Source organism: Silvibacterium sp., assembly GCF_047605705.1.
Taxonomy (GTDB): Bacteria; Acidobacteriota; Terriglobia; order Terriglobales; family Acidobacteriaceae; genus Silvibacterium.
Map to the genome: position 1 here is coordinate 1 of NZ_JASGFD010000018.1, position 24,848 is coordinate 24,848.

The 24,848-nt window shown below is 63.4% G+C and carries 22 protein-coding genes; 16 read left to right on the plus strand and 6 right to left on the minus strand.

Annotation, left to right across the window (positions count from 1 at the left end; genetic code table 11):
* A partial coding sequence (locus QM649_RS08565; protein ID WP_415198611.1) for an ABC transporter permease occupies positions 1 to 1,025 on the minus strand: 1,025 nt, incomplete at its 3' end.
* 254 nt (positions 1,026 to 1,279) lie between these two features.
* The gene (locus tag QM649_RS08570) at positions 1,280 to 1,582 is read right to left on the minus strand and encodes a hypothetical protein (protein WP_415198612.1); all 303 of its coding nucleotides are present in this window, start codon (positions 1,580 to 1,582) and stop codon (positions 1,280 to 1,282) included.
* 154 nt (positions 1,583 to 1,736) lie between these two features.
* Here QM649_RS08570 and QM649_RS08575 point away from each other — a divergent pair, with 154 nt between their 5' ends.
* From QM649_RS08575 to QM649_RS08605, 7 genes are all read left to right on the plus strand, one after another.
* Positions 1,737 to 1,970 carry a FeoA family protein gene (locus QM649_RS08575; protein ID WP_415198613.1) on the plus strand — a complete coding sequence of 78 codons (234 nt, stop codon included), beginning with the start codon at positions 1,737 to 1,739 and terminating at the stop codon, positions 1,968 to 1,970.
* Positions 1,971 to 2,009: 39 nt separating this feature from the next.
* Positions 2,010 to 3,902 (plus strand): ferrous iron transport protein B, encoded by a 1,893-nt coding sequence (feoB, locus tag QM649_RS08580; RefSeq protein WP_415198614.1) that lies wholly within the window; start codon positions 2,010 to 2,012, stop codon positions 3,900 to 3,902.
* Positions 3,903 to 3,925: 23 nt separating this feature from the next.
* Positions 3,926 to 4,114 carry a hypothetical protein gene (locus tag QM649_RS08585; RefSeq protein WP_415198615.1) on the plus strand — a complete coding sequence of 63 codons (189 nt, stop codon included), beginning with the start codon at positions 3,926 to 3,928 and terminating at the stop codon, positions 4,112 to 4,114.
* A 171-nt stretch (positions 4,115 to 4,285) separates the two neighbouring features.
* Positions 4,286 to 5,893 (plus strand): ABC-F family ATP-binding cassette domain-containing protein, encoded by a 1,608-nt coding sequence (locus QM649_RS08590; RefSeq protein WP_415198616.1) that lies wholly within the window; start codon positions 4,286 to 4,288, stop codon positions 5,891 to 5,893.
* Positions 5,894 to 6,016: 123 nt separating this feature from the next.
* The gene (locus QM649_RS08595; protein WP_415198617.1) at positions 6,017 to 7,183 is read left to right on the plus strand and encodes a diguanylate cyclase domain-containing protein; all 1,167 of its coding nucleotides are present in this window, start codon (positions 6,017 to 6,019) and stop codon (positions 7,181 to 7,183) included.
* Between the two features lie 74 nt (positions 7,184 to 7,257).
* Positions 7,258 to 7,455, plus strand: a complete 198-nt coding sequence (locus tag QM649_RS08600) for a DUF3565 domain-containing protein (protein WP_415198671.1) — start codon at positions 7,258 to 7,260, stop codon at positions 7,453 to 7,455.
* A 12-nt stretch (positions 7,456 to 7,467) separates the two neighbouring features.
* Complete coding sequence (locus QM649_RS08605; RefSeq protein WP_415198618.1) at positions 7,468 to 9,276, plus strand: ABC-F family ATP-binding cassette domain-containing protein; 1,809 nt, start codon at positions 7,468 to 7,470, stop codon at positions 9,274 to 9,276.
* Between the two features lie 78 nt (positions 9,277 to 9,354).
* Here the strand turns inward: QM649_RS08605 and QM649_RS08610 are convergent, their stop codons facing one another.
* Entirely contained in the window at positions 9,355 to 9,789 is a 435-nt protein-coding gene (locus QM649_RS08610) for a DUF6526 family protein (protein ID WP_415198619.1), read from the minus strand.
* Positions 9,790 to 10,027: 238 nt separating this feature from the next.
* Positions 10,028 to 10,999, minus strand: a complete 972-nt coding sequence (locus tag QM649_RS08615) for a hypothetical protein (RefSeq protein WP_415198620.1) — start codon at positions 10,997 to 10,999, stop codon at positions 10,028 to 10,030.
* A 298-nt stretch (positions 11,000 to 11,297) separates the two neighbouring features.
* On the opposite strand from QM649_RS08615, the gene QM649_RS08620 reads away from it, so the two are divergent.
* From QM649_RS08620 to QM649_RS08640, 5 genes are read left to right on the plus strand one after another with little or no spacing between them, the layout of a single operon-like run.
* The gene (locus QM649_RS08620) at positions 11,298 to 12,317 is read left to right on the plus strand and encodes a hypothetical protein (RefSeq protein WP_415198621.1); all 1,020 of its coding nucleotides are present in this window, start codon (positions 11,298 to 11,300) and stop codon (positions 12,315 to 12,317) included.
* Between the two features lie 14 nt (positions 12,318 to 12,331).
* Positions 12,332 to 13,288, plus strand: a complete 957-nt coding sequence (locus tag QM649_RS08625) for a DUF4129 domain-containing protein (protein ID WP_415198672.1) — start codon at positions 12,332 to 12,334, stop codon at positions 13,286 to 13,288.
* Complete coding sequence (locus QM649_RS08630) at positions 13,285 to 14,505, plus strand: DUF4350 domain-containing protein (protein ID WP_415198622.1); 1,221 nt, start codon at positions 13,285 to 13,287, stop codon at positions 14,503 to 14,505. Before QM649_RS08625 ends, QM649_RS08630 begins: the two co-directional genes overlap by 4 nt.
* Positions 14,506 to 14,515: 10 nt before the next feature.
* The gene (locus QM649_RS08635) at positions 14,516 to 15,499 is read left to right on the plus strand and encodes an AAA family ATPase (protein ID WP_415198623.1); all 984 of its coding nucleotides are present in this window, start codon (positions 14,516 to 14,518) and stop codon (positions 15,497 to 15,499) included.
* A gap of 22 nt (positions 15,500 to 15,521) precedes the next feature.
* Positions 15,522 to 16,973: a DUF58 domain-containing protein gene (locus QM649_RS08640; RefSeq protein WP_415198624.1), complete on the plus strand. Its 1,452-nt coding sequence runs from the start codon at positions 15,522 to 15,524 to the stop codon at positions 16,971 to 16,973.
* A gap of 8 nt (positions 16,974 to 16,981) precedes the next feature.
* Here the strand turns inward: QM649_RS08640 and QM649_RS08645 are convergent, their stop codons facing one another.
* The gene (locus tag QM649_RS08645; RefSeq protein ID WP_415198625.1) at positions 16,982 to 18,694 is read right to left on the minus strand and encodes a hypothetical protein; all 1,713 of its coding nucleotides are present in this window, start codon (positions 18,692 to 18,694) and stop codon (positions 16,982 to 16,984) included.
* A gap of 11 nt (positions 18,695 to 18,705) precedes the next feature.
* Entirely contained in the window at positions 18,706 to 19,485 is a 780-nt protein-coding gene (locus QM649_RS08650) for an ABC transporter ATP-binding protein (protein ID WP_415198626.1), read from the minus strand.
* 67 nt (positions 19,486 to 19,552) lie between these two features.
* On the opposite strand from QM649_RS08650, the gene QM649_RS08655 reads away from it, so the two are divergent.
* The 4 genes from QM649_RS08655 (at position 19,553) to QM649_RS08670 (ending at position 24,798) form a co-directional block, all read left to right on the plus strand.
* Complete coding sequence (locus QM649_RS08655; RefSeq protein ID WP_415198627.1) at positions 19,553 to 19,864, plus strand: PadR family transcriptional regulator; 312 nt, start codon at positions 19,553 to 19,555, stop codon at positions 19,862 to 19,864.
* Positions 19,864 to 21,366, plus strand: coding sequence for a hypothetical protein (locus QM649_RS08660; protein WP_415198628.1), 1,503 nt, complete (start codon positions 19,864 to 19,866; stop codon positions 21,364 to 21,366). The genes QM649_RS08655 and QM649_RS08660 overlap by 1 nt, the downstream gene beginning before the upstream one ends.
* Before the next feature lie 40 nt (positions 21,367 to 21,406).
* Positions 21,407 to 22,564: a cysteine desulfurase family protein gene (locus tag QM649_RS08665; protein WP_415198629.1), complete on the plus strand. Its 1,158-nt coding sequence runs from the start codon at positions 21,407 to 21,409 to the stop codon at positions 22,562 to 22,564.
* A 128-nt stretch (positions 22,565 to 22,692) separates the two neighbouring features.
* Complete coding sequence (locus tag QM649_RS08670; RefSeq protein ID WP_415198630.1) at positions 22,693 to 24,798, plus strand: tetratricopeptide repeat protein; 2,106 nt, start codon at positions 22,693 to 22,695, stop codon at positions 24,796 to 24,798.
* The last annotated feature ends 50 nt before the right edge of the window (positions 24,799 to 24,848 follow it).

Here is a 24,848-nt window from a genome sequence, read left to right on the forward strand (position 1 = left end):
GAGGGACGAGGAAAATCCGCGAGCGAGCTATCCCGCAGTCGATAGAGCAGACTCAGCAGCCCTTCCGCCAGCCATACTCCGCAACCGCCCCCTACCAGGGCGAGCAGGATCGGCTCCGTCATCTGCTCCCACATGAGCCTGCGGCGATCTGCGCCGAGCGAAGCTCGCAGCGCGATCTCTTTCTGACGGGCTGCCATGCGCGTCAGCAACAACCCTGCGGCGTTGGCGCATGCCACGAGCAGAACGAGCAGCACGGCTCCGCAAAGCAGAAGCAATGTCGGCCGGATACGGGCCTCGAGCGCATCTTCGAGGGATATCAGGTGCCCTTCGGGACGAATTCCTCCTGGCCCGCGGCTTTGCGCGCTGGCCAAAGTGTTCAGCTCCGCCCGAGCCTGGGCCTGGCTCACGCCCGCCTTCAACTTCAAGACGGCGGTCGTGAATATGGCTCCTCCCTCGGTCATGCTGAGACGGGTGTCCATCAGCGTCGGCGCCCATACGTCACTCTGAGCGGGAAACTCCGTGCCCTCCGGCAGCACCCCGATCACGGTCAGGGTGCGCGCATTCAGCCATACCGTTCGCCCCAGGACATGCGGATCGGCGCCGAAGGCGCTCTTCCATAGGCGGTAACTGATCAGAGCGACTGCATCCCTGCCGGGCCGGTCTTCCTCCGGCAGAAAATCGCGCCCGAGAACAGGCGTGACACCCAGCACATGAAACAGCTGCGCGGTGGACTCCGTGACATTGAGGCGCTGCGCCGGAAGCGAGCCGGTGCGAAAGTTCGCGGACTCCCCGGTATATTCGGCGATCTCCTCCGCGGACTGAATGGAATGTTCGCGCGCATGAAAGGCGCTGGCGGCATTTTCGTCGTGCTGGTTACAGATGCCCGCGTAGCACAGCCCCTCGGGAGCGACGGCGATTCTCTCCGTCTGGGAGAAAGGCAGCTGCCGCAGAAGGATCGCATGCACCAGCGAAAAGATGGCAGTGTTCGTCCCGACACCCAGCGCAAGGGTGACAACCGCAGTCAAAGTGAATCCCGGAGACAGCCTCAGGCGCCTCAGCCCATATCTCAGTTCCGCGAACATAGCCCCAGCCTCCTGGAAACCCGTCGGCTTAGCTCCGGCATTTGGGCTTCCACTTCGAGAGTGCTGTCAGGCTGATGAAATAAAACGGCTTAGCTTTCTGCCTGCGGCCGCGTTGTGTCCGCGAATGTGCGCGCCCTGTCCGGAAACGAACGCTGCATAGACTCTCAGAGTTTAATAATGATTATGAAAGATGGCCTCTAGTGGGTGAGCAGTTCCGCAGTGATCTCGCGCCATTCCTCATCCATCGGGATCTGCGCATGCGGCCGCCCCGCCTGCCGGTACCAGTAGCCGGCATTCCAATCGTCGCCCTCGCGGCGATGCAGGTAGGCATGCACCCAGGCAGCGTCGCGGGTGTCGATGTCCTGGGCAATCTCGTGTGCGCGCTTCCAGTCACCCTTCGCCTCCCACCACATCGCCTCGACCAGCGGTGCGAGTTCCGACGGCGGATGGTCGTTGCCCAATGTTGCCCGCAATGCCTCGATGCTTTTCGTCTCGCTCATGGCCCCTATCTTATGTCTGGCGGTTAAGCCAGACACGGGATGGCCGATGACGCGTAGGAGATGGCACGAAACTACGGCCATATTGGTCCGAGTTGCGCTATGATCGAAAGATGGCGGTAAGGAAATGTACGCTGTGCCGCCGGCTGGATTGGTTTTGAAAGCACTGAGCGAACTGGAAATCGGCACCGCAGCGATCGTGGAGGCACTGGAGCTTCCCGACGAGGTTGGACATCACCTCATGCATATGGGATTCGTTCCGGACGCGCGCGTGATCGTCATTCGCCGCGCCCCCGCCGGGGACCCGACGGTTTACGGCATCGAGGGCTTCGAAGTTGCGCTTCGCCGGGATACCGCCCGCTCCATCAAGGTCCGTCCCGCCGAAGGATGACGCTGCCGACCGGCACGAGGAAAGGCTGAAAAGCTGCCCATGAGCGACTGCTGTACTACTGAAACGATTGAGATTCTGCCCGAACAGAAGGTTCCCGGCAAACTCCGCACCGTCGCGCTCATCGGGCCGCCGAACTCCGGCAAATCGACGCTCTTCAATCGCCTCACAGGCCTGCGCCAGAAGGTCGCCAACTACCCCGGCGTCACCGTCGAGCAGCATGTGGGCCGGCTCAGCGGCATCGGCCGCAGCGATCTCTACCTGATTGATCTTCCTGGTATTTACAGCCTCGATTCCTACTCGGAAGACGCCCGCGTCTCGGTCGACGTACTGCGTGGCCGCATGCCCGGTACCCCGCAGCCTGACGCCATCCTGCTGGTTCTCGATTCCCTGCACCTGAGCCGCCAGCTGATGCTGGCCGCCCCGATCCTCGCTCTCAAGCTGCCCACCATGGTTCTGCTCAACATGAGCGACCTGATGGAGGCACGCGGCGGCGAGGTGGACACCCTGGCGCTGGCCCGCGAAATCGGCTGCCCTGTCGCCAAGATCAGCGCCGCGCGCGGCACGGGACTCGACGCCATCGGCCACTACATCAACCGCAAGAGCGAGCCGGCCATTCCCAGCCCGGGCGCCGGCGGACGCCTCGAATTGCCCGTCGTCGATAACCCACGCTCGTATCGCCAGTGGGCCACCGGCATCAGCACCCGCACCAAGTACAAGGCGCCGCTCTCTTCGGAGTGGACGCGCAAGCTCGATCGCCTGCTGCTGCACCGCGTCCTCGGGCCCATCCTCTTTCTGGTGGTCGTGATCGCCGTCTTCCAGGTGGTCTTCAGCATCGGCCAGCCGCTCAGCGACGGCATGGGCGACATCCTGAACAACGCAGGAGACGCCATCGGAGCACATCTCGGCCATGGCTGGCTCGAATCGCTTGCCATCGATGGCGCCTGGAAGGGCGTGGCCTCGGTGCTCGTCTTCCTGCCCCAGATTCTTCTGCTGTTCCTGTTTATCGGCGTCCTTGAAGATTCGGGGTACCTCGCCCGCGCCGCGCTGATCGCCGACCGCATGATGCGGTCGATCGGCCTCAATGGCAAAGCTTTTATCCCGCTGCTCTCGGCCTATGCCTGCGCCGTGCCGGCGATCATGGCCACACGCACCATCGAGAACAAGCGGGACCGTTTCGCGACCATCCTGGTCACCCCGTTCATGACCTGCTCGGCCCGCCTGCCGATTTATCTCCTGATGATCGCGGCCTTTATCCCGAACAAGCCGCTGCTCGGCGACTTCTTCGGCATGCGCGCCGCGGTGATGCTGTCGCTTTACCTGCTCGGCTTCCTGGCCGCGCTTGGCACCGCTCGCCTCCTCAAGTCGTCGATCCTCAAGACCTCGACCGCGCCGTTCATTCTCGAGCTGCCACAGTATCGCCTGCCCACCCTGCGCTCGCTGGGGCTCCGCGTCTTCGATCGCGGCAAGGTTTTCCTGAAGCAGGCCGGCACCATCATTCTTACGGTCACGCTGATCCTCTGGATTCTGGGCCACGTGCCTTTCCACTCCGACCTGCCGGACAGCATCATCGGCCGTGTCGGTCACCTGATCGAGCCGATCATCAAGCCGCTCGGCTTCAACTGGAAGATCGGCATCGGCCTACTCAGCTCGGTAGTCGCCCGCGAGGTGATCGTCGGTACGCTCGGCACGCTTTACGGCGCGGATGGCGCAGGGCTGCAGGCGGCTCTCCGCCACGATCTGACGCTCGGCGGCGCGATGGCGCTGGTGGTCTTCTTCGCCTTCGCCATGCAGTGCACCTCGACGCTGGCGATCGTGAAGCGCGAGACCAACGGCTGGAAGTGGCCTGCTGTGCAGTTCGCCTACATGAGCGTGCTGGCGTATGTAGCGGCGCTCGTTACCAACGTGCTGGTGACGCATTTGCTTTTGCGGTAAAGTACAGGCACCGGGAGCTCGCGATGCACGACGCCTACACCATCGGCATACCGACGTCGGTCATCGTCCTGGGCATTCTGCTCAATCGTAGCGAAGTGCGGGAGTTGCGGGCCGAGATGCGGGCAGAAATCGCCGGCATCCGGACAGATATCACAAATCTGCGCGATGAGTTCCACCGCGAATTCCGTGAGTTCTATCGCACGCTCGGGTAACACGACGTACGCATTGAGAACCTTGAGCGGCGAGATCAGGCTTAAAGCAGGCACTCTCTTCGAGCTGTAACCTCTTCCCCATTCATCCTCCGCGCAATCCCCGCTACAATAAAGGCTGGGGGAAGTGATTCCGCATCACATCGCCTCCGCACTTCCTCTCCTGAGAACCGAATGATTTCAGTCAGCAATGTCACCATGCGCTACGGCGCCAAGATTCTTTTTGAGGACGTCTCCGTCACCTTTGTCGCCGGCCGCCGCTATGGCCTCACCGGTCCGAATGGCGCGGGCAAGTCCACCTTTATGAAGGTCCTCACCGGCGAGCTCGATGCGCAGAAGGGCAATGTCGTCCGCCCCAAGAAGCTCGGCATCCTGCGCCAGGACCAGTTCGCCTTCGACGCCTATCGCGTCATCGATACTGTCATCATGGGCAACAAGCCCCTGTGGGCTGCCCTGGAAGAGCGCGACGCCATCTATTCGAAGGCCGAGCTGACCGATGACGACGGCATGCGCCTGGGCGAGCTCGAAGGCATTGTCGGCGAAGAAGACGGCTACACGGCCGAGAGCGATGCCGCCATCCTGCTGCAAGGCCTCGATATCCCCGACGAGCTGCACGACCGCAAGATGAGCGAGCTCCAGGGCGGCCAGAAGGTCCGCGTTCTGCTCGCGCAGGCGCTCTTCGGCAAGCCCGAAGCCCTGCTGCTGGACGAACCGACGAACCACCTCGATCTCGACTCGATCCACTGGCTGCAGGACTTCCTGCTCAACTACGACGGCACGCTGATCACCATCTCGCACGACCGTCACTTCCTGAACAGCGTCACCACGCACACCGCCGATATCGACTACCAGACGATCATCACCTACACCGGCGGGTATGACGACATGGTCGTCGCCAAGACGCAGGTGCGCAGCCGCCTGGAATCGCAGAACGAGCAGCGCGAAAAGAAGATCGCCCAGCTCAACGAGTTCATCGCGCGCTTTGCCGCCGGTACCCGTTCGACCCAGGTGACCAGCCGCAAGAAGGAAGTCGAGCGTCTGCAAACAACCGAGCTCGCCCGCTCAAACATTCAACGCCCTTACATCCGTTTTGACCTCAATCGTCCTTCGGGCAAGACCGCGCTCGAGTTCGAGAATGTCAGCAAGTCCTATGACGATCTCAAGGTCATCTCCGGCTTCAGCGGCATGGTGCAGCGTGGCGACAAAATTGCCCTGATGGGCCGTAACGGTCAGGGCAAGACAACGCTGATCAAGTCCCTGCTGACCGCGGACCCGGATCTGAAGGACAAGGACTTCACGCTGACCGCAGGCGAAATCAAGTGGGGACACGAAGCCCAGATCGGCTACTTCCCGCAGGATCACACCGGCATCATCGAGCACGGGCTGACCGTCGCCGACTGGCTGCACCAGTGGGATATGAAGAAGTCCGCCGAAGAGATTCGTGGCATTCTCGGCCAGATGCTCTTCCGTGGCGAGGAAGGCTTGAAGCCCACCAAGGCTCTGTCCGGTGGTGAGGCTGCGCGTCTTCTCTTCTGCAAGCTCATGATGCAGAAGCCCAACATCCTCATCCTCGATGAGCCGACGAATCACCTGGACCTCGAGAGCATCAACGCGCTGAACATCTCGCTGCAGCGCTATGAGGGCACCGTCCTGCTCGTCACGCACGATCAGGACCTCATCGAAGAAGTCGCCACCCGCATTTGGAACTTCGAGGGCGGCAACATCGATGACTTCAAGGGCCCGTACGAAGAGTTCCAGCAGGCAATGAAGGCCTCAAAGTAACAGGACTGCAACACAAGAGAGCCACTGGCATGCCGGTGGCTCTTCTTTGCCCGTAACTTTCCCGTAGACGCCTGCCCCGCCAGTCTTCACAATGGATGCACCTCTAAAGCCAGGCCCTCCTACGTGGATCTCCATACCCTCCATGTCGAGCATGCGGTGCTGCTTGCGCTTTACACGCTGTTGACCTTCCTCAATCTGCGTGTGCACCGTGGCGCGCCCGGTCTCAACTGGTTTCCGGCCTTTGCTGTCTCCATCTGCTGCGGAGCTGTGCTCGTCGCATTGCGCGGCGTTGTTCCGGACCTGCTCTCGATCGTCTTCGGAAATGTCCTGTTTTCGCTGGGGTATGTTTTTCTTTACCGCTCCCTGATTGCGTTCTTCGGATTCAGCCTTTCCGGCGGCAGGTCTTATGGCTGGCGCATGCATATCGCTCTCGCAGTTGTGTTGACTGCGGCGATGATGCAGTACGGCATGCTGCACCCCAACACCGGCCTGAGGCTTGCAGCGCTGAGCGTCGTCCTCGCTCTGCAGTTGCTTCTCACCGGATGGCTTGTCTTCCGCAGCACGCCGCCATACATGCGCACCTCCGGATGGGTAATGGGTACGGTCCTGCTCCTGCTTGCGATCGGGAATCTGGTCCGGCTTGGAGGGGTCCTGATCGCGGGCGCGCCCGGCAACTACCTCAGCGGCGGTCCGCTCCTTGCGTGGACGGTGGTCAATACTTCCGTGCTGCAAGGCGGCATCATCGTCTCCTTTGTGTGGATGACGGCCTCACGCCTCCATCATGATTTGGTGCGGCAGGCTACGACCGATCCGCTCACTGGCCTGCTGAACCGGCGCGCGCTCGAGACCCTGGCCGAGAAGGCCATCGTCGAAAAAGGCCGCCGCCTGATCCCGATTTCGGCCATCCTCTTCGATCTCGATAATTTCAAGGAGATCAATGATTCCTTCGGCCATCTCGGAGGAGATGCCGCGCTGATTGCTGTGGCACGGTGCCTGCAGCACGAAACCCGTCCCGGGGATACACTGGCCCGCTGGGCGGGCGACGAGTTCGCGGTGCTGCTGAGTGCGACCGATCTCGATGCGGCGCAGGCTCTGGCCGAGCGCCTGCGCATAGCCCTCGAACAACTGTGCGTGCGCTACGGAGAGCACGAATTCTCCGTGACAGCCAGCTTCGGCGTCGCCGAGCTGCAAAGCCTCTCCGGCGACTGGGATGACCTGATCCAGCATTGCGACCGAGCGCTTTATGCGGTGAAGAGTGACGGCGGCAATCTTGTGAGCTGCATGCCCTGACACGGTAGACACCATACAATCAGGCAGGAGCCGTCCCTATCTCTCAAAGCAAACAGCCCGCACTGCCCCAGCCGATCCGTGGCTTTCATCAGGACGAGCACGGAGACTGGGTCGCCGAGCTTGCCTGCGGGCACGGGCAACATGTGCGCCATCGCCCACCATGGGAGCTGCGCCCGTGGGTTGCGACAGAAACTGGACGCAGCGCGCACCTGGGGCACATCCTCTACTGCGTGCGCTGCCTCGAGGCGGAAGAGACGGCTGCCAGCAAGTAAAATCAGAAGTGCTTGCTGATTCTTAACGCACAATCCATCTCCAAGTCCTTCGGAGCGACCACGCTCTTCCGCGATGTCTCGTTCACCGTCAACGACGGCGACCGCATCGGCCTCATTGGCCCCAACGGCAGCGGCAAATCCACGCTGCTCAAGATGCTCGCCGGTGAAGTCGATAGCGACCAGGGCGAGATCACCACGCGCAAAGGGATGCGCATGGCCTACGTTGCGCAGGACTCGCACTTCCCCGAAGGCTCGACGGTACGCAAGGTGCTCGAAGCCGCGCTGGAGCGCGCCCGCGTGCCCGCCGACGAACACGACACGCGGCTGCACTCCATCTTCGGCCTGACCGGCTTCAGCGATCTCGAAGACGACGCTGCGACTTTTTCCGGCGGATGGCGCAAGCGCATGGCGATTGCCGAAGCGCTGGTGCAACAGCCGGACATCCTGCTTCTCGACGAACCGACGAACCACCTCGACTTTGCCGGAATCGAATGGCTTGAGTCGCTGCTTACGCAGGGGTCGTTCGCGACGGTTGTCATCAGCCACGACCGCTACTTCCTGGAGAATGTGGCCACGCAGATGGCGGAGCTCAACCGCGCCTATCCCAACGGGATACTGCGCGCGAAGGGCACCTACAGCGACTTCCTCGAAGCGAAGGAAGAGTTTCTGCACGCGCAGCAACGTCACCAGGAGGGCCTCGAAAACCGCGTCCGCGTGGAGAAGGAATGGCTGCGCCGTGGCCCCAAGGCCCGCGCGACGAAGGCCAAGGCGCGCATCGATAACGCGAACCGCCTCATTGCCGAGCTGGCCGATCTCAGTAATCGCAGCAAGGTCGCGACGGCCAGCTTCGACTTCGCTTCTACAGGGCGGCAGACCAAGCGGCTCATCGAGCTTGAAGACCTGACCTATGCGTATGAGGGCCGCGACCTCTTCCGCAATCTCAATTTTCACCTGATGTCGGGCATGCGCGTGGGCCTCGTCGGCCCGAACGGCAGCGGCAAAACCACGCTGCTTCGTCTGCTGACCGAAGAAATCGAGCCGACATCGGGCACAATCAAACGCGCCAACCAGCTGCGCTTCACGCATTTCGAGCAGAATCGCACCATCAACGGCGACCAGACGCTGCGCCGCGCCCTTGCGCCGGACAGCGACGCCATCGTCTACCAGGATCGTGTCGTTCACGTCGCGTCGTGGGCTGCGCGCTTTTTGTTCACAGGTGAACAATTAAACCAGCCGGTCTCGCGCCTCTCCGGCGGCGAGCGCGCGCGTGTGCTGATCGCGCAGCTCATGCTGCAGCCCGCCGATGTCCTGGTGCTCGACGAGCCGACAAACGACCTCGACATCCCGACGCTCGAAATCCTTGAAGAGACGCTGCTCGACTATCCCGGCTCGCTGGTGCTGGTCACACACGACCGCTACATGCTCGACCGCATCGCGAATGTCGTCATCGGTCTCGATGGCGAGGGCAATGCCGGAGCCTTTGCCGACTACGCACAGTGGGAGGCCTGGCTCGAAGAGCGCGAGCAGGCGAAGAAGCAGACAAAAGCTTCCCCCGTGCAGGATCGCCCAGCCGAAGCCGCGGCTGCTTCGGCAAAGAAGAAAAAGCTCTCCTACATGGAAGAGCGCGAATGGTCGACGATCGAAGAGCGCATCGCCGAGGCGGAAGCAAAGCTCCAGACACACCAGGCTGCGCTCGAAGATCCGGCTGTCGTAACCGATGCCACGCGTTTGCAGACAGAGCTCACTGCCGTTGCCGAAGCACAGGCAGAGGTGGACCAGCTCTATGCGCGGTGGAGTGAGCTCGAAGAGAAGCGCGGATAGGAATCTTTACTTTTCAGAGAGAGTGATATCCCACGTCTCAGAATCGAGACGTGGGGCACCCGGCATCCGAATAGACCGTCACACCCGCCAGTCGTCGGTGCGCCAGTTCTGGATCGCCTGCTTGATCTGCTTGCGGTTCAGCTTTTCGTCGAGCGCGCGCTGCGCCAGTGCGGGCAGCTCTGCATCCGAGGCAAAACGCAGGCCGACGAGCTGGTCGACACTCAGTTCGGGAATGCGCGCCCGCAGCGTTTCGGGCGCCAGCGCTGCAAGCCGGAGGCGCTCTTCGAGGCGGATCAAGCGGTCCTGTACCTTGAGCGAGTTGTTTCGCAGCAGTGACATCATCACGACCAGCGCGGCGGCCATCACCACCAGCCATGCGGTTCCGGCACCGGGTCGGCGAATGAGCCATACCAGGCAGACAATGAAATTCGCGAACAGTACAGGCACCAGGAAATAGTGAAACGGCGGCTGAACTTTGCTGTGATGGTTGTAGCTCTGCGGCTTGCTGGACATCGCCCCTGCTCCTGACCGGATTCTATCGCCCGCCGATGCAACGGCCACGCCGTACTCCACCGAAAGATGGAAAGAAAAAACCGTCCTCGGGATCAGGACGGCGCGGATACGAACTTCTATTCTGTACTCGTCTCAAACGTAAACACCTCCTGGCCCTGGTTCTCGCGAACCAGGGTTTTCTTTTGCTTTTTGCCAGGAGTATTTCTTATCCGCGAATGCAAATGCGGGCGGGTGGAATTTACTGCTGCGGCTTCTGCGTGGACTGCTGGCCCGCCTTTGCGGCGTCCTTCGCATCCTGCTCGGCCTGCTTCCTTGCCTGCTTTTCGGCTTCCACGCGGCGGTGATGCCGAACGTAGTCCGGCCAGAACTCAATCACTTCGGCGCCGACCGCGCCCTCGGCGGTCACGGTGAAGCCACGCTCGAAGGTATCACCCACGGAGCGCTCGGACGCCGGGTAGTAGATGTTCGAGATGGAAGAGCCGACCAGATTGCCAAAGATGTTGGCGTAGTTCGGGCCCCAGGTGCCGTTGTCGCGGCGGCACCAGAAGCCGCTGGCCGCAGCCCAGAGCACGCGGCTCATCTTGCTGCCTGTGCCCTTCTGGAAGAAGCGCGGATCCTCATGCCACCAGCTGGTGAAAACCGCGTTGCCGAAGAAATTGCCGGTGAAATAGTCGGTGTAGCTCGCGCCATAGCGTTTGGCATACCCGCCGATACCGCCGCCGTACTCCTCGGGGCTGCCTTCCGCCTGGTCGATCAGTGCCGAGAACGCGGTCAGCGTAAAGGGCCACGGATCCGTAGAACTCTTGAAGAAGAGCTGAAACTTCTGCTTCGGGGTGAGAGGCAGCGCGTCGTGATTCGTCGTGGTGTTGAAGGTCGCCATCACACCCATCACGCGCTGCTGCTCCTGAATCTTGAGCTGCTCCTGCGCCTGCTGGCGTTTCTGCTCTTCCGTCATCTGGCCCTGCGGCTGGGTTGGAGCCTGAGTCTGGGTTTGCGTCTGGATAGAGGAAGACCAGGAAGAATCGGCAGCTACACCCGCCGGGAGCGGGCTATCGGGCAGCGAGTTCTCTGAAAACAGGGATGCGGCGGCCGCAGTATCGTGTCCTTCGCTGTCGGCAGGAGCGCCGGCAGCCTGGGACCATGCCCGGGGTAGAAATACAGTCGTGGACAGCGCCAGCGTAATAGCCGCCAACCGGAAGCTATGGTTCAAGCAGAGTACCTCAATCGTGGGCGTGGGCAAGCGGGGCGGAAACCGCCCTGTGGGATCACCTCCCACCATAGACGAGGATCCAGGCCACCGGGACCGGAGCGCCGGGTGAAATTCTGACGATTTCTTGCGCCACGCGAAAGGGTCTGCGAAAATTCGCATGCCTCCCACGGCGTCAGCCATACCTAGTGTATCGAAAACGCTGCCCTGCTCGCCCGGGAACGCTTGCAACCCATGCTACGATCAGGCAACACTCGCACGGAACCCGGAAATCCAGTTAGCACCGACGACAAGGGAACCCATGGCCAGCGGCACGGATTGGACACACTCGGCGGAGAGCCTTAACGCTCACTCTCCTCGCGCCCTTACCTATGACCTTCGCCCGCTCTCCACTGGCGAAATCCTTGACCGCACCTTCCAGATCTACCGTTCCCGCTTCAGCCTTTTCGCCGGACTTTCCGCCATGCCTGCCGCCGTGGGCGTGATTACGCAGGCCATTCGACTCTGGTATGACGCCCACCAGAGCGTCCATGCCCACCAGGGCGCCGACCTTTACCGTGTACAGATCGTCAGCGGAGGGCTCACCCTGCTCGCCGGCATCCTGTCCCTGGTGCTTTACGGCATCGTGCTGGCTGCCAGCACCTGGTCGGTTTCCGCGCTTTATCTCGGCGCATCGGCATCCCTCGGCGAGGCCCTGCAACGCTCCCGTGTCCACTGGTTCCGGTACGTAGCTATCGTCCTCCGGCAGATTTTTTCGGCCTTCTGGCTCTTTCTGGCGCTCGTCTGCACCGGGCTGGTTCTGCAGATCATGGGCCGCCGGTCGCCGGATACCCTCTCGACGATGAACGCCATCGCCGGATTGCTCTATATTCTGGCGTTCTTTTCCATGATTTACTGCTGCTGGGCTTACATCCGCGTCTCTCTGGCTGTGCCCGCTTCGGTGGTCGAGTCGCTCCGCGTCGGGGCTGCCCTGCGCCGCAGCCGCAAGCTGCTGGCCGATCGCAAGGTCCGCGTTTTCCTCGTTCTGCTCTTCCTCGCTGTCCTTTATGGAGTCGTCGGGGCTATCCAGACGCCTCTGGCCATCTTCGCCCTGCGCTCGCGCGGCGGCCAGGCCTTCCTCATCAATGCCATTACCCTGACGCTGAGTTTCATCACCAGCACCCTTATCGGCCCAGTCGGCGCTATCGCGCTTTGCCTTCTCTATATAGATGAACGCGTCCGCCGCGAGGGCTTCGACATCGAGTGGATGATGAGCCGCATTGCCCCGCAGGCTGCCGACACTCTCCCGCCGTCTTCCCAGGAAAATATTCAGCCACTCTGATCCACCCTGTCGTGATGCCGCGTTTCCGCTCCGCAGTCCGTCTTGTTCTCTTTGCGCTTGCGCTCGGCTGGCCGCTCGCCGGCCGGGCTCTGCCGGCGTCCACCCTGCCCGCCTATACCGCGCACCTGTCTTCGCTCAAAACGCTCGTCGATGCCTGCCGGCAGTCGCCCACGCAGTGCGATCCGGATAAGGTTGGGGGCGATGAGCAGGTCTCCGGGGGCGGTTTCAGCTTCGACGCACACTACGACTGGCTCCGGGAAAGCCTGCGCACAACTCATGACCCATCGCTCAAGGATCGCAACGCGCTTCTGGACCGCGCTGCCCGGCATCTGGACGAGGAGTTGCGCGATGCCGGGGCGTCCACCTCTGCGCCACTTCCCGCGCAGGCCATCCAGAGGCGGGATGCGATCCTCGCCCGCCCCGAATACGTCACCGTCACCCAGGTCTCCGTGTGGGATCGGATTGCGGCACGGCTCTATTCCTGGCTCGACCGCCTCTTCGGAGGCGTTGCCGGCTTCGGCCGCCGCGATCCGTGGGTCGGTCCGGTCATCGAGTGGTCGCTTGTCGCCCTTGCGCTGACGGGACTTGCGCTCTGGGCGATGCGTGTCCTCCGGCGCCAGCGGCTCCGTCTCGCCGTGGAAGCCGGCCGTGAAATCAATCCGGCCGAAGAAGCCTCCCGCAACTGGCGCGAGCTTGCCGCTCTCCATGCCGGGGCGCATGAGTGGCGCGACGCCATCCACTGCCTCTACTGGGCCAGCATCGTTCTGCTGGAAGGCCGCCGCCTGTGGGCTCCCAGCCGCTCCCGCACGCCGCGCGAATATCTTCGCCTGGTCGAGCCCGGCTCCGCACGCCGCACGCTGCTCGAGCAGCAGACCAGCGCCTTCGAGCGCATCTGGTACGGCCTCGAGGCCGCCGTGCCCGGCGACTATGAGCAGGCTCTCCATCTGCACGAGGAGCTGCGCGCCGCATGAGTCTTCGCACCCCGGGCCGCGATGCCCGCATTCTTCTCGGCATTACCGGCGCGGCGCTGCTCATCGTCGTTGTCGGCGCATTCTTCGCCCCGGCGCGTGTCGATAGCGATGCAACGCCGTCGATCGACAACAGCGGCTCCGCCGGAGCGAAAGCCGCGTATACGCTGCTCGGGCAGCTTGGTTACCATGTGCAACGATTCGATGAGCCCGCCGCCGCGCTCGATCGCTTTCCTGCCGAGCATACGACGCTCATTCTGGCTGCGGCCGGGGCCTACGACTACCGTACCGACAAGGACCACTTTTCTGACTTCCTGAATCGCGGCGGACATATCCTTGCCGCCGGTTCGACCAGCGGCCCGCTGCTCCCGGGCGCGAGCCAGCGTGCGGCCTCCCGCATCTACACCAGCCTTTGCGATGCCGTGCCGCAGGGGCTGAGCCCGCAGGCGCGCGCAGGCCACATCCAGCTCCCGATCGAGATGAGCTGGGACGCCTCCGATCCGGGCACCATCGTCGACCAGGCCTGCGGCTCCGATCCCGTCGTCGTCCACTATCCCGTGCAACAAGGCGAGGCGATCTGGTGGAGCTCGCCGTATCCACTGAGCAATCGCGGCCTGCAGAACGACGCCAACCTCCGCCTGCTGCTCGCGGCTGTTGGACAGCCGGGCAGCACCGTTCTCTTCGACGAGTACATCCACGGCGCGCGCGAGGATCTGTGGGACACCGCGGCCGGAACGCCCGTTGTCCCCATGGGCTGGCAACTCGCCATCGTCGGTCTCCTGCTCGTCCTCAGCTTTGGCCGCCGCAACGGGCCACGGCGCACGCCTGTCCGCGTGCAGCGCACCTCTCCGCTCGAGTTCGCGCACTCCATGGGAGATCTCTACCGCAAGGCCGGAGCCGTTACCGTCGCTACCTCCGCTGCCGAGCGCAGGCTCATGCACTTCCTTGAAACACAGGGCGGCATCCCACGCGTAACGCTGCAGGGTTCACCGGAAGCCATCGCCGCGGCTGTGGCAGAGCGCTTCCGCGCCGCGCCTGCCGGACTCGCGCAGGATCTCGCCTCGGTGCGCGGCGCAGAACAGACCAGCATGAGCCCTCAAGCACTCAGTCCGAAGAGCGCGCTTGCGCTCGTCCGCCGCATCGATCACCACATCGCAGCGCTGTCCGCCAGCATTACTGCCGGGCAACCAGCAGCTGCACATGTTAAAGATAGCCGTTAAGGATAAGACCGTGAACGAAGCCTTCTCTGAACCCACTGGCAACGAAGCTCTGAACGATCGACCCACGCAAGCCCTTTTCGCCCGCGGACGCCGCGAGCTGGGCCGCATCATCGCCGGACAGGCCGAGATGATCGACCAGGCCATTCTTACGCTGCTCTGCGGCGGCCATGCGCTGCTGGAAGGCGTACCCGGCGTGGCCAAGACGCTGACGGTGAAGACGCTCGCGCGCTTCCTCGCCCTCGATTTCCGCCGCGTGCAGGGCACGCCCGACATGATGCCCGCCGACATTCTCGGCACCAGCGTCTTCTCACTCAAGACGAGCGAGTTCACCTTCCATCGCGGCCCAGTCTTTACGCAGTTTCTGCTCACCGACGAGATCAACCGCATGCCGCCGCGCACGCAGGCAGCACTGCTGGAAAGCATGGAAGAGCGGCAGGTGACGATGGACGGCGAGACGCACGCACTCGATCCTTACTTCACCGTCTTCGCCACACAAAATCCGCTCGAATTCGAAGGTACGTATCCACTGCCCGAGGCACAGCTCGACCGCTTCCTGCTCAAAATTCGCGTCGGCTATCCATCCGCCGAAGAAGAACGCACTATCCTCGAGCGCCATCTTGCTGCAACCGCTCTCGATCAGCTCCCGATTGAGCCCATCGCTCCCGAGGATCTGGCCGCTGCACGCTCCGAGGTGCGAAGCATCCGCATCGAGCCCGCAGTCCTCGACTACGTGCTTGCCGTCGTCCGCCGCACGCGCGAATGGCCATCGATCGCCCGCGGCGCGAGTCCCCGCGCCGCCACTGCGCTGCTGCTCGTGGCCCGCGCCTGCGCCGCACGCGAAGGCCGCACCTACCTGCTGCCGGACGACGTGAAGGAAGCGGCATTCCCCTGCCTGCGCCATCGTCTCATCCTCAAGCCCGAGGTAGAGCTTGAGGGCTTCGACCCCGATCGCGTGATCGCTGACCTGCTTGCTGCGATTCCCCTGCCTCGATAGTTGACCTGTTAATCAGATTTCCATGATCCAGACGCTCATCCCACCGCCAATTGAAGCCCCCGCCCAGCCGCATGGCCCCCTCAAAGGCCGCCTGGGCTGGGCGCTCACTCCGCGTGCGCTCGTACTGCTGGCAGCAGGATGCCTGTTGGCCATCCCCGCGTTCTTTCATCCGCGATGGATTGTGGCGATGCTTGCCTGGGATGCGTTTATACTTGCGCTCGCCATCCTCGATGCAGCGCTGCTTCCTTCACCTGCTGCGCTCACTGCCGGGCGACGCTTCGAGGAATCGCCTGTCCTTGGCCAGCCCACGCGCATTACGCTCTCCGTCACTCACGCGGCTCACCGCATTCTTGAGCTACGCCTGACCGACGCATTACACCCGCATCTCGACCCACTGCCCGCCACGCATACGCTGCAGGCTTTTCCTCGCGATCCCGCGCAGCTCGGTTTCACCATCACCCCGAATACACGCGGCGATGTCGCGCTCGGCAGGATTTTTCTCCGCTATCGCGGCTCGCTGCATCTTGCCGAGCGCTGGGCTGTGGCCGATCTCGCACAGAATGTCCGCATTTATCCTCCGCTCGAGCGCTCCCCCGAAGATTCGGCACTCTATCTGTTACGAATCCGGCAGATCGCGCTCCAGAAACGCCGCCTGCGCCTGCGCGGCGTGGGACGCGAGTTCGAGAGCCTGCGGGAATACCAGCGCGGAGATGAACTGCGCAACGTCTCCTGGACTGCGACCGCGCGCCGAGCCAAGGTCATCACCCGCGAATTCACTACCGAGCGCAGCCAGCAGGTGTGGATCGTCCTCGATGCGGGCAGGCTTTCGCGTACAGCCTTCGAGCTTCGTCCCACACGCTCGGGAAGCACCGAGACAACACAAACCTCGGAAGAATCTCTGACTCTTTCGCTCACACAACTCGACCAGGCATCAGGAGCGGCCATCGCGCTTGCGCAGACCGTCATGCAAGCCGGCGATAAGGCTGCCCTGCTCGTCTACGGACGTCGCATCCAGCAACAGCTTCCACCTGCGTCCGGTCCCGCGCATCTGCGCCAATTCATCGATTCGCTCGCACAGATCCGGCCTGAATCCGCCGAAGCCGCGCATCTCGCCGCGGCCGCACGTCTCAAGCACCTGCAACGCAGGCGGAGCCTCGTTCTGTGGATCACCGAACTCGCCGACACGGCGCGTCGCCCGGAAGTTGTCGACGCGGCAGCCGACCTCGCCCGACGCCATCTCGTGCTGCTGGTGCTGCTGGTTCATCCGGAACTCGATACCCTTGCGCGGCATGAGCCCAGCTCTGTCGAAGCAATGTTTCACTCCGCCGCGGCAGTTGAAATCCTTGAGCGCCGGCGCGAAATGGTCGCCCGGCTGCGAGCTCTGGGAGTGCTCGTCGTCGAAACCTCCGCAGGCTCGATGCAAACTGCTGCCATCAACGAATACCTTGAGATCAAGGCGAAGGGATTGATCTAACCTCCGGATCAATAGCGCAATCCCAAACGCTGCGGAAACTCCTCGGCATCCTCGTCACATTCCGGCTCGCGCATCCACTCATCGAACCTGCGCTTGTCCAGCCAACGCAGCGCAGCGTGAGTAAAAACAAATGCAACCGCGACGGTGACAATCTTCAGCCATCCCGCGATCATCCAGTCTTCGACGGTCAGAGAGGCAGCAACGACCGCGGGCAGCAGCCCTACGTACAGTGCGATGACCCACGCGATGCGCGTCGGTGGAGGAGCCTCGGCGTTCTGAAAAGGCAGCGTCCTTATTCCGAACCAGAAGCCATCCACCAGCAGCAGGCTCAGACCGACGGCCATCACGGCCTGCGAGAGGATTCCGGACACAGACCGCAGCAACGCATCGCCAAGGACAATCGATGCCATCGCTACAACGATGCTCGCAAGCGCCGTTACAGCGAGAGCCCACTGCCGAGCAGACTCCAGCATCGTCCACTGAGGACGACCGAGGACGCGGAAGGCCCACCCTGGGCGGCGGTCGCCGGGGGCGAGAAAGAGTGCGCGCAGTCCCGCCGCGACCCAAAAGGCCGCGACAATCACAGCGGCCCTCAGGCCGTCTGTCGAGAGGAGAAGCTGGACACCTTCCGCCTTCACCGCAAAACGCAACGCACAGCCTGCCAGCAGCGCAAGCCCAAGCCCGCCGTACATGGCAAGATAGGTGCGATAGCGCGGTACACGCGCCACAGTCTGCGAGACAAAGCCCCACACGCCTCGCGCCTCCGGACGCGGCAAGAGCCGCACCCCCTGCAACGAGCCACCGCTGCGCCGCGCGCTTCGCACTCCAACCCCCTCGGCCAGTTCGCGCACCCGTCGGCGATAGGCCAGCGGATACACCGCCGCTGCAATGACGGCCGTTATTGCAGTGGCGATGCAGCCTCGCACCGCGAGCATGCCAAAAACAGATGCCCTGCCGCTGCCTTCCAATAACCGCTGATAGAGTCCGAGGAACCACATCGGCGGCAGCCAATCGACCCAGGCCACGTGCCCGATCAGGGCACCGCGCATTGCATCGCCCACAGCCGGAGCCGTCAGCAGCAGAGTGAAGAGGCTTGTCCCGAGTACCGCCTGCATTGCAAAGGCGAGTCGCGCATAGAGGCGGCCACCGAGCAAAGCGAGCAGCAATCCCTGCATAGCAAGCACCAGCGCAGCAGCGAAGGCTCCGCTCAGCGCTACCGATACGAGGTGCGCGAACAGAAATCGTGCAAGATGCGGCGGATCCACCGCAGCAGGCAGCACCAGCGGGGCGAGGAAGTTCGCATCGAAGAGCGCCGCACCGAGGAAGACCGCAATCGCCGCGGTGCGCGCACGAAAAAGCAGTCGCCCGTGCAAAGGCAGCGCGCCCAGCGCATAAACATCCAGCCGATCGGGAAAGAAGAAGTCCCACGCGAAGAGCGTCATCAGCCCCATCGCCACAAAGGAGTACACGGCGTAGAACCAGTGGTCACCTACCTGCGACCAATACGCGCGATGATGTCCACGCGGCGGGTGATAGACCGGATAGAGATAGAGCGCCATCACAAATCCCGGCAGGCCGGCTGCACACGCCGCCTGCACCATGCGCAGCTTTGCATCGCCGCTCGCAGAGGCCAGCTCGTTATTCCACAGCCGATCCATAAAATGCCGGACCAATACTCCGAACCGCTGCTGCACGCTGGTCTTCCCGCCGCGCTCACTCATGACGAATCCTCTTAATCGCGCACCGCGGCCACAAGCTGCCGCGCTACTTCGACGGTATCCTCGCCTTCGACCAGACGGGCGAAGGCATCTTCGAATTCCACGTCGCCGGTCAGGGCCCGCACATCGGCAGGCGATGCGTCGGCTACCACTCGTCCTTTCGCGATCACCACTACGCGATCGCAGACCTGCTCCACCACCTCGAGCACATGCGAGATGTAAAGCACCGCCTTGCCCTGCGCTCCGAGCTCACGCAGCAGATTGCGGAAGAGCCGCGCCGTCGTCGCATCCAGCCCGGAGAGCGGCTCGTCGAAGATCAGCAGTTGCGGATCATGCAGCAGCGCCGCCGAAATGAGCACGCGCTGCTTCATGCCCTTCGAATAAAGCCCGATGGGCGAATATCGCCAGTCTTTCAATCCGAGCAGGGAGAGCAATTGGTTTGCGCGCATGGCGATCCGCGCTTCCGACATACCGCGCAGCCTCCCAGTCAGCTCGAGGTACTCCATCCCCGAGAGGTAGGTGTAGACATGCGCCTCTTCGGGCACATAGCCGAGCGCGGCGCGAAAAGCTGTGAGGTCTTCACGGATATTCCTTCCACGAAAGAGCACCCTGCCGTCGTCGGGCTGCAGCAGGCCGGTGATGATCTTCACCGTTGTCGATTTGCCCGAGCCATTCGCGCCGAGATAGCCGACGACCTCGCCCGCGCCGACACGAAAGCTCACCTCGCGGATGGCGGGAATGCCGCGATAGCTGCGCGAGACCCTGTCGAGTTCGAGTACCGGAGTTTCACTCATGGCACCCTATGTAGCATTCTATCTAAAGACAAGTCAACAGAATGCTACATAGGGTAGAATTCCTGCTATGCCAGAAGCCCGGCTTTCCCACACCGCCGCCCTTATCCTGCAATCTATTCACGCCGGCCAGGTCTACGGCTTCAGCGTGATGGAACAGACCGGCCTGCCCAGCGGCACCGTCTACCCGGCTATGCGCCGGCTGGAGCGCGACGGCTTGATCGCTTCCAAGTGGGAGGCGCAGGCGATCGCCGACCGTGAGCAGCGGCCTCCGCGCAAGTATTACCGCCTCACCCGTGAAGGACTTGCGGCGCTCGAGAGCGTGCTCAAGCGTTATCCCCTGATCGAGAAGCTCATCCCGACACCCGCGGGCGAAGCGTGATGCCCGGCCACTGCCTGTTCGCCCGTTGGCTGCTGCGTGCAGCGTCGTGGCTGGTGCCCGCACCGGAACGCGCCGACTGGCACGCCGAATGGGCAGCGGAACTGTGGCAGGTGGCAGCGAGTTCCAGGACCACGAAGCTCGGCACCGATGCAACAGCCAATCGCACCTCTCCACTCGCCTTTATCTGCGGAGCGATCCCGGACGCACTTTACCTTCGCCGTGAAGCTTCAGCCAGTTCATCCTCAACCGAAGACCCCGTTTCGCACACGTCTTCCGCCTCGCCCCAAACAAACTCCGGCCCGCGAAGCTACCTCCTTACACTGGCCTCGATCTGCGGCCTCATCTTCACACTGGCGCTCGCGCTGCCGGGATCGCGCCATGCTCTTCTCCCACATCACAGCGCGGACGCAAGCGACCTGGTTCTGATCACCAGCTCCGGCTACTCACACCTCGACCAACCTGCTACTCGCTTTGCCGATTACCAGGCCTGGCGCATCTCCACCCAAAAGCTTTATCGCGAGCTGGCGTTCTACCAGCCGCAGCAGCATCGCCTGCGCATCGCGCCCCATGATGAAGCCAGCATCTCTGTCTTCCGCGCCTCGAACAATCTCTTCGATCTGCTCGGACTCGCGCCACAGAGCACCGCCCACGCCGTGAATGGACAGCCGCAGCTCTTCCTGAGCCGCAGCCTCTTCGATCGGGCAAAGGGCAGGAAATTCAATCCCGGCTTTCTGGAGCCCGGCACGTCCGTCGAGCTTGGCGGACGGCGCGTGATCGTGGCGGGAATTCTTCCTGACAGTCAGTGGCAGCTTCCAGGCCACGCCGACGCATGGCTGCTCGAGGACAAGCATAGCCTCGCCGAGACTTCGCCGCTGGCTCGCGGCTATGTCGTCGCCCATGTACGGCCCGAGGCCTTTCCTTCGGAGCATCGCGTCATGATCGACGGCGATCACCGCTATCCTTGCCTGTCACTGGCGGAGCTTGCGCATCGCCCCGGCTCGATCTTCCGCTTTGCCCTGTTGCTCGCACTGCTTGCGCTTCCGGCCACGCTGCCTATCCCCATCAGCGGCACCGCCGAGCGCACGCGCCGCATGCGTATCCGTCTGCGCGCCTGGATGTACTTTGCCGCCAAGCTCGCGCTCATTGTGCCGCTGGCCTATGCGGCGTCGCTGTGCGCGGCCTACGGATTCCTCGCCTCCGACAGCACCGCCGCACCGTGCATCCAGCTTGCTGTCGCATTCCTGGCTCTGCTCGGTCTTTTCCGCTGGAGTTGGCAGGATCAGCGCAGCCGCTGCCCGGAGTGCCTCGGCCGGCTCACCCATCCGGCGCGCGTCGGTCTCGCCTCGCGCAGTTTCCTGGCCTGGAGCGGCACCGAGCTGGTCTGCACCTCGGGACACGGCCTGCTGCATATCCCGGAGCTGCCCACCAGCTGGTTTTCGCGGCCGCGATGGCTGGTGCTCGACTCCTCCTGGCGAACGCTCTTCGCCACACCGGTGCCCTGAATCACAGTCGGGCCATGCACTTCGCCGTAAAATAAGGTTTATGCAACGGATATATCTGGACGCCAACGCCACCACGCCCTTGGTTCCCGAGGTGCTGGACGCGATGCGTCCCTGGCTGCTCGAAAGCTTCGGCAATGCCTCGTCGGTCCATCATTATGGCCAGCAGGCACGTGCTGCGATTGAGAAGGCGCGCGCCCAGGCAGCGGCCCTGCTCCACTGTCGCGAGGCAGAGATCGTCTTTACCTCCGGAGGCACCGAGAGCGACAACATGGCTCTCTTCGGCCTGCTCGCGCCGGGCGATCACCTCATCACATCTGCGATCGAACACCATGCCGTGCTGCATGCCGCCGAGCGCCTACGCGATCGCGGCGTGGACGTGACCTTTCTCACGACGCCGGCCTCAGGTGCGCTCGATCCGGCCGAGGTCCGCGCCGCACTGCGCCCGAATACCAAGCTCATCAGCGTCATGATGGCCAACAATGAGACCGGCATCATCCAACCGGTCGAAGAGATCGGCCACATCGCGCACGAAGCCGATGTCTGGTTCCACACCGACGCCGTGCAGGCGGGGGGCAAGCTGCCGCTTGACGTGGACGCGATCGGCTGCGATCTGATGAGCCTTTCCGGCCACAAGATGCACGCGCCGCAGGGCACCGGCATTCTCTACATCCGCCGAAACACGCGGCTCGAGCCACTCTTCTTCGGTGGATCGCATGAGCGCCAGCGCCGCGCCGGGACGGAGAACGTCGCCGGCATCGTCGGCCTGGGCCGCGCCGCCGAGCTGGCCGCGCAGGCGCTTGCCTCCGGTGCGCTCAACCGGGTCGCCGCGCTACGCGACCGCTTCGAACAGGGCATCCTCAGCCAGATTCCGGGCACCTCCGTGAATGGGGCGGGGCCGCGCGTGCCGAATACTTCGAGCCTCTATTTCAGCGAGGTTGAAGGCGAAGCGCTGGTCATTGCGCTCGATATGAAGGGCGTCGCGGTTTCCGGCGGCTCGGCCTGCCAATCAGGCGCGTCGGAGCCATCGCATGTGCTCGCGGGCATGGGCTACCCCGACAGCCGCGCGCGTTCGAGCGTGCGCTTCTCGCTCTCGAAGCTCACGACCGAGGCGGATATCGACACCGCGCTGGCGCTGGTGCCGGAGGCTGTAGAGCGGCTGCGCGCGATCTCTCCGGTCCACGCGGGAACCCTGGGATAGAAACGCCTGAGATGGCCCATGCAGGCCTGACTTTGGCTTGCGTGAAGAAGATACGTACCAGGCAAACCTGAGCCGGCTCTTATGCCGGCTCTTGCTTTTCTGGCAACCCACTTGCATTGACCTCCTGCGTGAGCACCGCCGCACGCGAACCCGCTGTTTCTCATCTTTCGCAACCGCTGCAGGAGGGTCTGCGCCATCACGGCGCGGGCCGCTTCGGCGACGCCGCCGTTCTCTATCAGCAGGCGCTCGATACACACCCCGATGATCCCGAAGCGCTGTTACTGCTGGGCATCCTTGCCCGGCAGGCGCGACGCCCGCGACAGGCCGTCGAGCTGCTCTCCATCGCTGCCCGGCAGAGGCCCGAAGCGGCGCACGTCCAGCTCAATCTGGCGAAGTCCTGGCTCGACCTTGGCGTACTCGAAGAGGCCGCGCGCGCCTGCCGTGAATCCGTGCGCCTGGATGCGAAGAACGGAGCCGCGTGGTCCTGCCTCGCCGTGATCGAGCGGCGCATGGGCAAGCCGGACGCCGCACGCTCCGCCTGGATCCGCGCACTGCGGCTGCCGCTCGCCGGCCATCCCAGCGGAGCCGCGCGCGCCGCCTACTCCATTGGGCTGCTCTTTGCCCGCGAAGGACGCCATGAAGACGCCATCCGCATTTACCGGCGCGGACTGCGCCATGCCCCCGGCGACGCGCGCCTGCACTTCGCCTTCGCCGCCTCGAGCGCTGCGCTCGGCCGGCGCGAAGAGGCCATCGCCGCCTACCGGCGCACACTTCGCCTGAAGCCGGATTTTCCCGAGGCGCTGCTGAACCTCGGGAACCTTCTCTATGACCGGCACGACTACCTTGGCGCCGCACGCTGCTATTCCCGCGCTGTTTCGCTGCGGCCTGCCTACTCCAAGGGATGGTGCAATCTCGGCAACGCACTCTCGGCGCTTGAGCGCTACAAAGCCGCGACTGCCGCTTACCAACGTTCGCTTTCGCTCGAGCCCGGCATCATTGCAGCCCAGCACAACCTAGGCAATGCGCTCTTGCATGAGCGCGATTATGCCCGCGCCGAGGCCTGCTTCCGCGATGCGCTCGAGGCCGACCCCACCGCGCCCGAGCATCACAACAGCCTCGGCAACGCGCTTCTCCAGCAGCAGCGCACCGCCGACGCACAGGCCTGCTATCTGCGCGCTCTCGAAATCCATCCCCGCTATGCCACCGCGCACATCAACCTCGCCAATACGCTGCTCTATCAGGGGGAACAGGAACCGATGATGGAGCACTACCGGCGCGGCGTCGAACTGGAACCGGACAACGCCGGCGGGCAGTACAACCTCGGGCTCTCCTGCCTGCGCGCCGGGCTTTATGCGGAAGGCTGGCAGCGGCATGAGCATCGCTGGGAGTTCCGCGAACTGCATCAGCCGCGACGTCACTTCGCACAGCCGCAGTGGCGCGGCGAGGAACTCGCAGGCGCGACGATTCTGCTTCATGCCGAGCAGGGCCTGGGCGATACCCTGCAGTTCATCCGCTACCTGCCGCTGGTGACGGCACGGGGAGGCCGCGTCATTCTCGAAGTCCAGCCGCGTCTACGCCGCCTGCTCGCAGAGATGAATGGCATAGCCGAAATCCTTACCCGCGGGGAGAAGCTTCCGCCGTTTGCCTGGCACTGCCCGCTGATGAGCCTGCCCCTGGCCTTCGGCACCACCGTCGATAGCATCCCCTCCACGGTGCCTTATCTCAAACCGCTGTCCGGCTCCATCGAAGAAATATGGACACGCTGGCCACGTCGGGAAGGACACCTGCGGGTCGGGATCACCTGGGCCGGAAACCCGTCGCACCGCGCCGATCACCAGCGCTCGCTTCCCCTTGCGCTCTTCGCGCCGCTCGGCCGCCATACCCACATCGACTTCTTCTCGCTCCAGGCCGGCAAAGAGGCTTGCCAGCTGGATGGCGCAGCTTTTCCTCTTATCGACGCATGCTCGAACGACAGGGATCTCGCCGACGCGGCGGCTCTCATGGCCACACTCGACCTCGTAATCTCGGTCGATACCTCCCTCGCCCATCTCGCAGGCGCGCTCGGCAGGCCGGTCTGGATCCTGCTGCAGCATCTTTCCGACTGGCGCTGGCTTGCCGGCCGGAACGATAGTCCCTGGTATCCGACGGCGCGGCTCTTTCGTCAGCCGGTCAACGGAGACTGGCCTCCCGCCGTCGCCGCCCTCTCCGCGGCGCTCTCTACGCTGAAGATTTAACGGATTCAACCGGAACCCGCCGCTCGCCGGCTCCGTATTGCTGACAAAGG